Here is a 13,553-nt window from a genome sequence, read left to right as displayed (position 1 = left end):
AATGGACATTTTTATCAGCGTGCTAGAGCAAGGTTTTATTTTTTCCATTGTTGCCTTAGGTGTTTATATTACTTATAGGATATTGGATTTTCCGGACCTTTCAGTAGACGGTACCTTTCCTTTAGGGGCTGCTGTTGCTGCACTTTGCCTAATGAAAAATTTAAATCCTTTTTTAAGCTGCATATTAGCTTTTATTTCTGGTGGAGCTGGTGGAGCTATAACAGGACTTTTACATGTAAAATTTAAAATTAGTAATCTTTTATCTGGAATTCTAGTAATGATAGGGCTTTACTCTATAAATTTGAGAATTATGTCTAAATCCAATGTGCCCTTATTTGAAAAAAATACAATTTTTTCAGGTCAATTAGCACCAATAGTAATAATAATAGCAATTTCAATTTTTGTAAAAATAATTTTAGATTTATTTTTAAAAACTAAAATAGGTTACGCCCTAATAGCTACAGGGGATAATGAGCAAATGGTTACTCTTCTTGGCCTTAATAAAGATAATCTAAAAATACTTGGACTTGTTATATCTAATGGATTAGTTGCACTGTCCGGAGCCATGATGGCTCAATACCAAGGCTTTTCTGATGTTAATATGGGTACAGGCACTGTGGTTATGGGACTGGCTGCTGTTATAATGGGCGAATCAATACTTAAAAAAGTTGACTTCATTAAGGCATCTACAATGGCTATATTTGGTTCCATTTTGTATAAGGCAGCTATAGCATTTGCATTAAAGCTAGGCTTAGCGCCTACTGATTTAAAACTCATGACTGCAGTTATAGTAGTTGCAGCACTTTCACTAAATAATTTTAGTTTTGGCTTTAAAAAGAAATCAGTGCTTGGAGGTGAAAAGGTTGCTGAAAATAGAGAATCTCTGCAAAATATTTAATCAAAACACAACAAATGAAAATAAAGTATTTCAAGGCCTTAACATAGAGGTTAATAAGGGGGACTTTATTACATTAATAGGAAGCAATGGGGCAGGAAAATCAACTTTTCTAAATATTATAGCAGGAACATTAAAAGAGGATAGCGGCTATATTACTATTAATAATAAAAATATTGAAAAACTTCCTGAGTATAAACGATCAAAATATATAGGAAGGGTGTTTCAGGATACCTCAAAGGGAATAGCTTTAAATTTAAGTATAATTGAGAATCTATCTTTAGCATTTAATAAGGGTAAAGCATTTGACCTTTCCTTCTGCATATCTAAAAAGAATATAAATATGTTTAAAGAAAAGCTAGCTCAATTAAACTTAGGACTAGAAGATAAATTAAATACAAAGGTAGGCTTATTATCTGGAGGCCAAAGGCAGGCACTCTGCCTTCTAATTGCAGTAATGAATAAGCCAGAGCTCCTATTGTTAGATGAGCACACAGCAGCCCTAGACCCGAAAGCAACAGAAATTATATTGGATTTAACAGAAAAAATGGTAAAAGAAAATAATATTACAACACTAATGGTTACACATAATTTAAACAATGCTGTTAAAATTGGGAATAGAATAATAATGATGCACAGGGGAGATATTATTTTAGATTTAAGGGGCAAGGAAAAGGAGAAGTTAACTGTAGATAATTTAATTGAAAACTTTGATAAGGCACAAGGAATGAATTTTATTAGCGACAGAATGCTGCTATCATAAAAATTAAAATGGGGATTGTTTTATAACAGCCCCCATTTTATTATAATATTTTTGGGTTGCTGCTCATTTTTAAGAGTAAATCATGAGTTGCTGCAGCTTTATTTTCATTTACTAGAACAAGCAAATAATCACCAGAATAAAGAACTGTATTTCCCTTTGGTATAATTTCTTTCTCTCCTCTTTTAACCCCTACAAGAAGACATTCAGAAGGTAGTTTTAAATCCTTAATCATTTTATTATCCATTTCTGAATCTAAGATGATAGGCACTTCTAATATAATTTTATTTTTACTGTCTCCCACAAATTCATATTTTCCATTGTTCTTTAAAAGCCTGTAGAGTAAAGATTCATATATAGGTTCTGAATTTAACATTCCAGCAATAGTGTATGCCACTAAAGAAATTACAGTTAAGGATAGCAAATGTGAGAAGGAACCTGTCATTTCAGTTATAAGTATACTTCCTGTAATTGGAGCTCTTACAATTGCTGTAAAGTACCCTGCCATAGCAAGTATTATAAAATTATTAATAAAATTAGGGTTGAAGTTAAATAAATGAACTAATATATTTCCATAAATTGCACCAGTTAACGCTCCTAACACTAAGAGAGGGAAAAATATACCTCCCGGTGCCCCTGAACCATAACTAATCATTGAAAAAGCAAATTTAGCAAATAAAATAATCAATAACATTCTAATTGTAAAACTTCCATTTATTAAAGAATCTATAATTTGGTGCCCTCCACCAAGTACTTCTGGAAGTATTAAGCCTAAAATTCCAGCAATTAAGAAAGGAAGCATAGGTCTAAATTTAACAGGAAGAAAGGCAATTTTATCATATAAATTTTGAGTTTTTAATAATACACTATTATATATTACTCCTAATACACCAACTATAACTCCAAGAATAATAATGTATCCATAGCTACCTAAGGGAAGTGGAGAAATATGCTGAAAGTTAAAAACAGGCTTTAAACCAAAAAAATATTTAGAAACAAAATCTGCACTTAAGGAGGCAGACATTGCTGATAAAAGTACTAATGGTGAAAAGTTTTTATGTACTTCTTCTAAAGAGAACATTACACCTGCTAATGGTGCATTAAAGGCAGCTGCTAGTCCAGCACTCGCACCACTTGTAATAAGATATTTTTCTTCAATCTTTATTCTTTTAAAAACTCTACTGAAGCCTTGCCCTACAGCAGCTCCAAGCTGGATTGAGGGGCCTTCTCTACCTAAAGATAGGCCTGCTCCAATTGATATGACACCGCCAATAAATTTTTTTATAATTACAGGAAGCCAATTCATCTTTAATTTTTTTAAAAGTACGGCTTCAACTTGTGGAATTCCGCTTCCACAGATCATTGGTTCCTTCGTTATGAGTATTCCAACTATGTAAGCTCCAATTAATAGAAACAAAAACCAAAGAGGAATCAGCCAATAATTTTTAAGCTGCAAAGAAGAAAGCTCTATTCTTAATTCTTCAGCCTTTTCTAAGGTTACTCTATAAAATACAATTAATAATCCAGAAAGAACACCAACTAATATTCCTTCAAGCATAAGTTTAAGTTTGAAGCTGTGGAAATGAAATATAGTATTATAGGTATTATTTTTATTGCCTTGCTCCATATAATTAAAACACCTCTTTGTAATTCCGTTACATTTTTAACACCTTACCTATTATAAGCTTATAAATTATTAGAATCAAATTTATGAGATCTAGTATTAATTTTTCACAGAACAAAATAACTTAATTCTAAACTTTATTAAATTTTAGAGATTACTAAACTAATTATACATATTTTTCTATAAGTAGAAGAACCTAAAGTGTAATGATTATTTTTTTAGATATGATGTTGAAAATCCAAGGAGGATACTTATGGAAAATTCAAATAATAATTTAGATGTACTTTCATGTATTCATGAGCCTTATTGGCTTGCTTCCACCCAAAAAAAAGACTATCCTGCTTTAAAAGAGGATATAAATGTGGATGTGGCAATTGTTGGAGGTGGTATAGTAGGTATTACTTCAGCATTCTTACTGAAAGCTAAAGGGCTTAAGGTAGCAATATTAGAGGCTAATAAAATTATGCATGGAGCTACTGGTCATACTACTGCCAAAATTACATCACAACATAATCTAATCTATAACAAATTAATAACAAAATTTGGAGAAGAAAAGGCAAGGCAGTATGCAGAAGCAAATGAGAAAGCTATTCATTTTATAGCAAATTTAGTTAAAGAAAAGAATATAGATTGCGATTTTAGCTGGAGCCATGCTTTTGTATATACTCAATCTGAGGAGTATATTGATAAAATTGAAAAAGAAGCAAGTGCTGCTTCTAAATTAGGTATAACAGCATCATATTTAAATAAGGTACCTTTACCCTTTGACGTAAAGGCTGCTATAAAATTTGATAATCAAGCTAGGTTTCACCCTTTAAAGTATTTAGAGGTTCTAGCAGATGAAATTCCAGGTAATGAGAGTCACATTTTTGAACATACAAAGATAGTCGATATTGAAGAGGGAGATACTTGCACCCTAAAAACTAATAATGGTAAAAAAGTAAAGGCACCAAAAATAATAATAGCTTCACATTTTCCCTTTTATGATGGCTTAGGCATGTATTTCGCAAGAATGTATGTTGAAAAATCCTATGTGGTAGCTGTTAGACTTAAAGAAAAATTTACAGAAGGGATGTTTATATCTGCTGAGGATCCAGGTAGATCACTACGTTCGCAAAATTATGAAGATGGAGAAATAGTGCTTGTTGGCGGCGAACACCATAAAACAGGAAGCGAGAAAAACACTAATAGGCATTATGAAACATTAGCTACCTTTGCAAAAGATAACTTTCAGGTAGAGGACATATTATATAGATGGTCAACTCAAGACTGTATGACAGCAGATGGTGTACCCTATGTTGGAAACTTAACCTCTAAAACTAATAATATATTTGTAGCTACAGGTTTTGGAAAGTGGGGTATGACTAACGGTACAGCTGCAGCTTCCATATTAACTGATTTAATAATAAAAGGTAATAGTCCATGGTCATCAGTATATGATCCATCAAGATTTGATATTATAGCCTCTGGAGCAAAGCTTGTTAAAGAAAACCTTGATGTTGCTGAAAAGCTTATAGGAGGGAAACTTGCTGCTGTTCCAAAAGACGTTGAAGTAAATAAGGGTGAAGCTAAGGTGGTAAGTATTAATGGAGAAAGAATAGGTGCTTTTCGTGATGAAAATGGAAAGCTGCATATGGTTGACATTACTTGTACACACCTAGGCTGTGAATTAGTTTGGAACGAAGCTGAAAAAACTTGGGATTGTCCTTGTCATGGTTCTAGATTTAATTATGATGGGGAAAATGTAGAGGGCCCAGCCTTTAATCCACTTAATAAATTAAGTGAGGGACCTAATGTTAAAGATCCTAATATCTTTTAAAAAGAAAATCGCTGTAATCTATAAAATAAAGGGGTAAATTATACCCCTTTTTAATGTTTAAGGTAATTCATTTAAAGTCTTAAAAGTATAACCTTCATTTTTCCATTCCTTTATGAGACTATCTAATATTTCAGCATTAGTTCTAGATTCGGCATGCAGTAAGCAAATCATACCTGGTTTTGTAGAGGCTAATAGAAAGTGCTTTGCAGTCTCTTTGTCAGGCTGATTATTTACATCATAATCTTTATAGGCTAACGAAAAAAATATAGTTTTATATCCCAATTTTTGAGTATAATACAAGGATAGTTCACTAAAATCTCCCATAGGAGGTCTAAAGAATTTAGATACCTTTGCTCCTGGAATTTTAGCAACAGCACTTTCAACACCAGTAAACTCAGCATCAAATTGTATTTCATCTGTAATACTAGGCATTGATTTGTGATGTACAGAATGATTGCCGATAATATGTCCTTCATTGCTCATTCTGCTAACTAAGTCCGAGTCTTTAATTCCATTAAAGGATCCTGTAACATAAGGTAATGTTACAAAAAAGGTAGCTTGAACATCATTTTCTTTTAAGGTATTTAATATACTGGCAGTGTAGCCATTTTCATAGCCTTCATCAAAGGTAAGATAGATAAATTTTTGAGAGGTATCTCCAAAAGCATAGCCCTGATACTTAGTTAATAAAGCAGCACTACTTTTAGGGGAATAAGCCCAAGACCATTCTATTTTCTTCGAACTTAAACCCTTTACATCTGTTATTTCCTTAGGCGTAGACGAAATTTCCTTTGGCGTAGAAGCAGAATTTTCAGAAGCAACTGGTTTTTCTAAAGCAGCATTTGCAGAAGTAGTATTTGGCCTTTCTGTAGTAGCTTCAGATTGTTCGTTTTTAGTGTTATCAACTAATTTAGAATTATCAATAGGTTTATTAATGTCTGTTGATTTATTTATTGAATATTGATTTAAGGTTGATACAGTCTGATTTGAATTATGATTACAGCCAATTAAGAAAGATGGAATTAGTATACTTGCTATTATTATAAACATTTTGTTTCGGTTCATTTTTCCCCACCTCCAATATTCAATGTTTAATGTACATATCAATACTATACTTTTATCATAGCATGTATTTCAGCTTACTCAAAGCATTATCAAATGATTTTATTAATTTTTACTGTTATAGCTTTTTATGTAGAAAAATAATATAATATAAATGTAAAATATATGCATAATTTGAAAAGCGGAGGATTCTTATGTTTAAATCTTTAAAACAAAAGCTTCTAGTTACTTTTATTATATTAACTTCCATATGTACTATAACATTTATGGGGGTTTCTTATTATGATGTTCAGAAGGCTGCAATCAGTCAGATGAAAAATGATGGCAACACTCTTATATCTACAATCAACAGAGAAATTACAAGATATAAAATAGATAATTTAGAAGATATTCATAATTTGTTTAGCGAAGTTAAGAAGGAAAGTAACGGAAGTATCTCCTATATTTCACTTGTTGATACTAATATGAAAATGCTAGCAAGTGATGAAAAAAGCGAGACAAAGGATACTGCAGCAGATACAGTAAGCTCAGCTACTGAAAATAATAGTATATCAACTACAGATAAGAACTCTATTAACGGAGTTACAAAAAATGGCGAAACAACAGGCTTTATATTTAAAAGCCCTTCTGGTGAACAAGTTTATAATGTTGCTACTCCTTTTTATGAAGGAGATAAATTAATAGGTACTATTAATATTGGAATATCACTTCAAAGCATGAACAAAGTTATACAAAATACCTTTCTTCAATCATTACTATTTTCAATTTTAGTTTTAGTATTAGCAATCTTATTAGGACTAATAATTTCAGGTTCAATTACTAGACCTATTTCAAAAATCGTAAAAAATCTTGATAAATTTTCAAATGGTGATTTTACTATTAACTTTGATAGTAAAGGCAGGGATGAATTAGCAAAGCTTAGTAGTGCTTTAAATAATTCAATTAAGATACTAAAGAATACCATTAGTGGCATAAAGCAGGTTGTTACTGAATTAAATACAATTTCCTCTCAGCTAATGGCTTTTGGAGAGGTTGCTGCTGCTTCCACAAAAGATGCATCTAATTCTGTAGAAGATGTTTTTAATTCTGTATCAGACCAAAATATACATATTACTGACATATTTCATAAACTTGAGGTGTTTGGAACTACTTTAGATAATGTTAGCAATAAAGTAGAAAATGCCACTTCAAGCAGTGAAAGAATAAAAGAAAATGCTGACGTAGGATCAGAGAAATTAAAGGTATTAGTTCATTCAATCGAGGATGTGAGAAATTCTTTTATAGAGACTAATAAAGAAATAAATATATTAAGTCATGATGTTACAAAAATAGTTAATATTACAGAAGTTATAAACAACGTAGCAGAGCAGACAAACCTTCTTGCATTAAATGCTGGAATAGAAGCAGCTAGGGCTGGAGAGGCAGGAAGGGGCTTTACAGTTGTAGCCGAAGAAATAAAAAAGCTGGCAGAGCAGGTTTTGGAAGCCTCGAAGGATATAAATAATATTGTAAATGAAGTTTCAAAAAATGTAGAAGATGTATCTGGTAGCTCTGAATTTATCTCTGAAAAAATGGATAGACAATTAACAATTATTGATGAGACAGTAACTTCATTTAATATTATTATGAAAGAAGTTAACAATACCTTGCCTCAAATAGAAAATGTTTGTACTTCTATCAAAAATACTGTTTTAGAAAATGAAAGAATATTTTATGATGTACAATCTGTAACAGCTATTAATGATAAAGTTAATGCTTCAGCAAAATCAATTTCTTCAATTAGTGAGGAACAATTAAAAAATGTAAAACAGCTTTTAAATTCCGCTGAAGCCATTAGTTTTACAGCTGAAAAATTAGCAGAAGACATTGAAGAATTTAAAATATAAAAATTTATAATAAAAATTAAAAAGATTTGCTGCAGGTATTATTAAAAATATTATAGATGGATATAATTTATAGAAGCAAATGTGAATTTTAAAATGGGAAGGAGAGGGTTGTGGACTTTAATAAAGTCCAGACCAAGTATTTATGAAGTTTTATAAAGAATTAAGCAAAGTCTATGATATAGTATTTCCAAGGGACGATACAACTCTAAATTACCTATGCAAAAATTTAAAAGGTAATAGTAAGGTTTTAGATCTAGCTTGTGGTAGCGGAACTTATTCAATTGCCTTAGCTCAAAAAGGTCATAGGGTTGATGGTATTGATTTAGGAGAGGAAATGATAACTAAGGCAAAAGGTAAAGGTGGCTTATTTGCAGACTTCATTGTAGGTGACATGACAAAGGCTAAGGATATTTTTTATGGAAAAAAATATGATTTTATTTTTTGTATTGGAAATTCAATTGTACACTTAAAAAATAAAGAAAAAATTCATCAATTAATTAAAGACATATATGATATGCTTATTGATGATGGCTCATTAGTAATACAAATTATTAATTTTGACAGAGTTATTAAAAAAAATATAAAGTCACTTCCTACAATTGATAGAGCTGAAAAGGGTGTTAAATTTATTAGAAATTATAATTATTTAGAAAGCGAAAGCAAGGTAGAATTTAATACCGAACTTATAGTTTCTCAAGAGGGTAATGAAGACAAATATGAAAACTCTGTAGATTTAATTGCTCTTAAAATGGAAGAATTGAAATCTATGTTTGAAGATGTTGGATTTAAGGGCATCGAAGTTTTTGGCAACTTTAATGAAGAAATGTACAGCGAAGACTCCTTTTCCTTAGTTATAAAAGGTGTAAAAAAATAAGAAGGTGTTAATTTACATCTTCTATTTTATTAAAATTAAAATGGATTATTTTAAATTCGTGAGTTATAATATACATTGAAGTTATTTAAAGGATAAATTAGTAATTAAAATACAATTAAAGGAGTAGTACTATATGAGCAATGTTGAAAATTTAACAGTCAATTCAATTAGAATATTATCCGCAGAAGGTGTTCAGAAGGCAAATTCCGGTCATCCAGGGCTTCCTCTTGGAGCAGCACCAATGGCTTATACACTTTGGGCAAAACAAATGAAGCATAATCCTAATAACAGTAAATGGTTAGATCGAGACAGATTCATCCTATCTGCTGGGCACGGCTCAATGCTGTTATATTCCCTTCTGCATTTATTTGGTTATGGACTAACAATAGATGACTTAATGAACTTTAGACAACTTGGAAGTAAGACTCCTGGTCATCCAGAATATGGTCATACCAATGGTGTAGAAACTACAACAGGGCCTTTAGGACAAGGTTTAGCAACAGGTGTAGGTATGGCAATAGCTGAAAGTCATTTGGCTGAAAAGTTTAATAGACCAAACTTTAAGATAGTTAACCATTATACATATGTACTTTCTGGTGATGGAGATATGATGGAAGGAATTACTTCTGAAGCTGCATCATTAGCAGGAACATTGGCTTTAGATAAACTTATAGTATTATACGATTCAAATAAAATATCCATTGAAGGAAATACGGATATAGCTTTCAGAGAAAGTGTTGAGACAAGATATAAAGCTTATGGCTGGCAAGTCCTTGTAGTGGAAGATGGGAATGATATAACTTCTATTAATAATGCTATTAAGCTTGCAAAAGAAGATCACGAGAGACCTAGCATTATAGTTGTTAAAACCCAGATAGGTTATGGTTCACCAAAGCAAGGTACTGCAGGTGCCCATGGAGAGCCACTTGGCGCAGAAAATATAATGAAAACAAAGGAATTTCTAAAATGGCAATTTGAAGGAGAATTCCATGTTCCTGAAGTAGTACGTGCATATATGAATACTCTTATAGAAGAAGGGCAGGAAAAGGAAGAAGAATGGAATAATATTTTTGCAAGCTATTGCAATAAATATCCTGAGCTTGCTAAGGAGTGGGAAGTTTGGCACAGTGATAAACTTCCAGTAGAACTATTAAATGATGAAGATTTCTGGAAGTTTAACGGTAAAATGGCTACAAGAGCTTCCTCTGGTGAAGTTATTAATAGATTAGCCAAATTAGTCCCAAATCTAATTGGAGGTTCTGCAGATTTAGCTCCATCTAATAAAACCTATATGAAGGATAAAGGTGATTTTTCAGCTGAAGATAGAAGTGGAGCAAATCTTCACTTTGGAGTAAGGGAACATGCTATGGCAGCAATAGGAAATGGTATAGCAGTTCATGGCGGTTTAAGAACCTTCGTTGCAACCTTCTTTGTATTCAGCGATTATATGAAGGGGGCTATGAGGCTATCCTCTCTAATGAAGCTTCCTGTAACCTATGTATTAACTCATGACAGCATTGGTGTTGGAGAAGATGGACCTACTCATCAACCTATAGAACAATTGGCATCCTTAAGAAGTATGCCGAATATGAACGTATTTAGACCTGCTGATTCAAATGAAACTGTAGCAGCTTGGTATTCAGCTATTACAAGACAAGATGGACCAACTGCCTTAGTTCTTACAAGACAGAATTTACCGCTTTATGAGGAATCTAAAAAAGGAGCTCTAAAGGGCGCATATATATTAAAAGATAGTGAAAAAGCAGTACCTGATATTATACTTATGGCAACTGGTTCTGAAGTTGAATTTATTTATGAAGCAGCAAAAGTTTTAAAGGATAGGGGCGTTGATGCTAGAGTAGTAAGTATGCCTTCCTTTGAAGTTTTTGAGGCTCAAAGCAGTGAATATAAGGAAAGCGTACTTCCAAAATCAGTTAGAAAAAGACTTGCTGTGGAAGCTGCTAGCTCCTTTGGTTGGCATAAATATGTTGGTTTTGATGGAGATATAATTTCCATAGATCACTTTGGAGAATCAGCACCAGCTGAACTATTATTCGAAAAATTTGGATTTACCGTAGAAAATGTAGTTAACAAGACTATGACTTTATTAAAATAAGGTAGATTTTTAGTGCCACCTATGTGTATTTTTATCACATAGGTGGCTTTTTTAATAATTAATAAAAATGCAATTTAAAATTAAATATAATTTAATAAATTACAATTGATTTATAAGAAAAACTCAATATAATTATATATGTTCCTAAGTTAAAATATCGGAGGTAAATCTAGTGATAGATTTTAGGGGATATAAGAAAAAGTTAAAAAATCTGGACTATATACTTATAATTGATGTTGTTATAATATTAATTTTTGGATTATTGAATATTTATAGTACAATGCATTTATCTTCTGGGTCTAATTATGTAAAGCTTCAATTTTTATGGATTATAATAGGTTTTGCCATTATTATTTTTATATCTTCAAAGGATTTTATATTTATTAAAAATTACACTGAAATTATTTATTGGGCAAGTATTGCTTTACTAGTGTTTAATGATATAAGCAGTAGAGCAGTTAAAGGAGCAGCTTCTTGGATAAGGATTGGTAGTATTGCCATAGAACCAGGTGAATTTGTAAAGATAGGTTTAATTCTAATCCTTTCTAAAAAAATTGAGGATTTTGAAGGGAACATTAATAATGCTAAAAATTTACTAATACTAATAGGTTATTCATTAATACCCATTGTTTTAATCCTTATTCAACCTAATGTTGGAATGGCACTTATTTGTTTCTTTATTACTTTAGGCATATTATTCATTGCTGGATTAGATTTAAAGATAATATATACTGGTTTTATTTCAGTAATTCCTATAAGTCTTATTATATGGTTTAGTGGCATTTTAAAGATCTATCAAAAAAATCGAATTATATCTTTTATAAATCCTGGTGCATATGAATCGGATATTGCATATCAATTAACTCAATCGCTTATCGGAATTGGGTCAGGTGGGTTACTGGGGAAAGGTTTCTTAAATGGAACACAAATTGCAGGGGGCTTTATTCCTGAGGTTCATACAGACTTTATTTTTTCTTGTGTTGGTGAGGAATGGGGACTAATTGGTGGAATATTTTTGATATTACTTTATTTTGTACTTTTAATGCGAATTATGAAAATAAGTAATGAATCACATAATATAATGAGTAAACTTGTATGTGTTGGTGTAATTTCTTCTCTCCTTTTTTCTATTTTTCAAAATATTGGTATGACTATTGGAATAATGCCCATAGCTGGAATCACTTTACCATTAATGAGCTATGGTGGGAGTTCTATTTTAGCAAATTTAGTGGCCATTGGAATAGTATTGTGTATAGGTACGAAGAAAGGTAAATTAAACTTATAAGGAAGCATTTATGCTACCTTATAAGTTTTTTATTTTTTGTTACTCTTTTACTTTCTATGAAATTCTAATGCTTCTAGTTTACCATTAATATTTATTTAACATCTGATAATTAGATCAGGTGGAAATCTCCTTATATATGAATCTAAACTGAATAAGCAAGGAATATAATGTATAAATATGGGAATCGAGGTGAGAGGTTTGAGAGGAGCGAGGCTTGTAAGAGGAGATACTATTGGTATTGTAGCACCTGCTAGTATTGAAACAGAGGAAAATATAGAAAATGGAATAGGCATGTTGAAAAGTTTAGGATTCAATATAAAAAAGGGCAAACATATTTATGATAAATGGGGCTATTTTGCTGGAAGGGACGAAGATAGAGCACAGGATATCAACGATATGTTTGATGATAGTGATGTAAAAATGCTGCTTTGTATTAGAGGCGGATATGGGGCAATGAGGTTGTTGCCGTATATTGATTTTAAAAAAATAAGAAAGAATCCTAAGATTTTTATGGGGTACAGTGATATTACCATATTATTGAATTATTTATTTGAAAAAGAAGGCTTAATAACCTTTCATGGTCCAATGCTTAATAGCAGGCTTAATATTAAGGAGAGTCAAGAGGCCTTTTTTAGAAGTTTATCAGATGGAAATAGAAAATACAGTATTAAAAATCCACAAAATACAGCTATGGTTAGCAATATGGAAAAAAGTGTAGAAGGCAGAATAGTAGGAGGGAATCTAACTTTAATATGCAGCAGCCTAGGCACTAATTATGAAATCATAACCAGAAACAGAATTCTTTTTATAGAAGAGGTAGATGAAGATCCATATAAAGTTGACAGGATGTTAACCCAGCTTTTGTTTGCTAGAAAACTGCAAGAGTGCAGAGGCTTTATCTTAGGTCAATTTACAAATTGTGAGACAGAAAAAAAAGAAAATAAATTTTCATTAAAGGAAGTAATTGAAAATAGAATTTTAAGATTAAATAAGCCAACACTCATGAATTTTATGAGCGGCCATGAGGACCCAAAGATAATACTACCTATAGGGGCTAAGGTAAAACTCAATTGTAAGGACTTATCTGTAGATGTTTTAGAAGCTGTATGCAGGTGATTAAAGAAATTAAGAAAATGAAATTTAAAGATTTAAAAAATTCATAAAACATGATAATATATAACTATGCAATAAAATATTGAAAGAATTAAAGCCGTAAATATCATTATGGGGGC

The 13,553-nt window shown here is 31.4% G+C and carries 10 protein-coding genes; 8 read left to right on the top strand and 2 right to left on the bottom strand.

The window, feature by feature from the left end:
• The first annotated feature begins 1 nt into the window (after position 1).
• Both ACJDUH_RS10165 and ACJDUH_RS10160 read left to right on the top strand, forming a co-directional pair.
• Positions 2 to 898 carry an ABC transporter permease gene (locus ACJDUH_RS10165; RefSeq protein WP_406765103.1) on the top strand — a complete coding sequence of 299 codons (897 nt, stop codon included), beginning with the start codon at positions 2 to 4 and terminating at the stop codon, positions 896 to 898.
• The gene (locus ACJDUH_RS10160; RefSeq protein ID WP_406765102.1) at positions 864 to 1,658 is read left to right on the top strand and encodes an ABC transporter ATP-binding protein; all 795 of its coding nucleotides are present in this window, start codon (positions 864 to 866) and stop codon (positions 1,656 to 1,658) included. Before ACJDUH_RS10165 ends, ACJDUH_RS10160 begins: the two co-directional genes overlap by 35 nt.
• 40 nt (positions 1,659 to 1,698) lie before the next feature.
• Here ACJDUH_RS10160 and ACJDUH_RS10155 read toward each other — a convergent pair whose 3' ends face one another.
• Positions 1,699 to 3,282, bottom strand: coding sequence for a ClC family H(+)/Cl(-) exchange transporter (locus ACJDUH_RS10155; RefSeq protein WP_406765101.1), 1,584 nt, complete (start codon positions 3,280 to 3,282; stop codon positions 1,699 to 1,701).
• A 250-nt stretch (positions 3,283 to 3,532) separates the two neighbouring features.
• Between ACJDUH_RS10155 and ACJDUH_RS10150 the strand changes: the two genes are divergently transcribed.
• On the top strand, positions 3,533 to 5,098 hold the full coding sequence (locus tag ACJDUH_RS10150) for an FAD-dependent oxidoreductase (RefSeq protein ID WP_406765100.1): 1,566 nt from the start codon (positions 3,533 to 3,535) through the stop codon (positions 5,096 to 5,098).
• A gap of 57 nt (positions 5,099 to 5,155) precedes the next feature.
• Here ACJDUH_RS10150 and ACJDUH_RS10145 read toward each other — a convergent pair whose 3' ends face one another.
• The gene (locus ACJDUH_RS10145) at positions 5,156 to 6,163 is read right to left on the bottom strand and encodes a polysaccharide deacetylase family protein (protein ID WP_406765099.1); all 1,008 of its coding nucleotides are present in this window, start codon (positions 6,161 to 6,163) and stop codon (positions 5,156 to 5,158) included.
• A 191-nt stretch (positions 6,164 to 6,354) separates the two neighbouring features.
• Here ACJDUH_RS10145 and ACJDUH_RS10140 point away from each other — a divergent pair, with 191 nt between their 5' ends.
• From ACJDUH_RS10140 to ACJDUH_RS10120, 5 genes are all read left to right on the top strand, one after another.
• Positions 6,355 to 8,046: a methyl-accepting chemotaxis protein gene (locus ACJDUH_RS10140; protein WP_406765098.1), complete on the top strand. Its 1,692-nt coding sequence runs from the start codon at positions 6,355 to 6,357 to the stop codon at positions 8,044 to 8,046.
• 142 nt (positions 8,047 to 8,188) lie between these two features.
• Complete coding sequence (locus tag ACJDUH_RS10135) at positions 8,189 to 8,920, top strand: class I SAM-dependent methyltransferase (RefSeq protein ID WP_406765097.1); 732 nt, start codon at positions 8,189 to 8,191, stop codon at positions 8,918 to 8,920.
• A gap of 133 nt (positions 8,921 to 9,053) precedes the next feature.
• Positions 9,054 to 11,036, top strand: coding sequence for a transketolase (tkt, locus tag ACJDUH_RS10130; protein ID WP_406765096.1), 1,983 nt, complete (start codon positions 9,054 to 9,056; stop codon positions 11,034 to 11,036).
• A gap of 172 nt (positions 11,037 to 11,208) precedes the next feature.
• Positions 11,209 to 12,321 carry a rod shape-determining protein RodA gene (gene rodA, locus ACJDUH_RS10125; protein WP_406765095.1) on the top strand — a complete coding sequence of 371 codons (1,113 nt, stop codon included), beginning with the start codon at positions 11,209 to 11,211 and terminating at the stop codon, positions 12,319 to 12,321.
• Between the two features lie 198 nt (positions 12,322 to 12,519).
• Positions 12,520 to 13,437, top strand: a complete 918-nt coding sequence (locus tag ACJDUH_RS10120; protein WP_406765782.1) for a S66 peptidase family protein — start codon at positions 12,520 to 12,522, stop codon at positions 13,435 to 13,437.
• The last annotated feature ends 116 nt before the right edge of the window (positions 13,438 to 13,553 follow it).

The organism is Candidatus Clostridium radicumherbarum (assembly GCF_045310525.1).
Taxonomy (GTDB): domain Bacteria; phylum Bacillota; class Clostridia; order Clostridiales; family Clostridiaceae; genus Clostridium_AT; species Clostridium_AT radicumherbarum.
The sequence above is the reverse complement of the archived record's forward strand: the minus strand, read 5'-3'. Positions and strand labels throughout refer to the sequence as shown.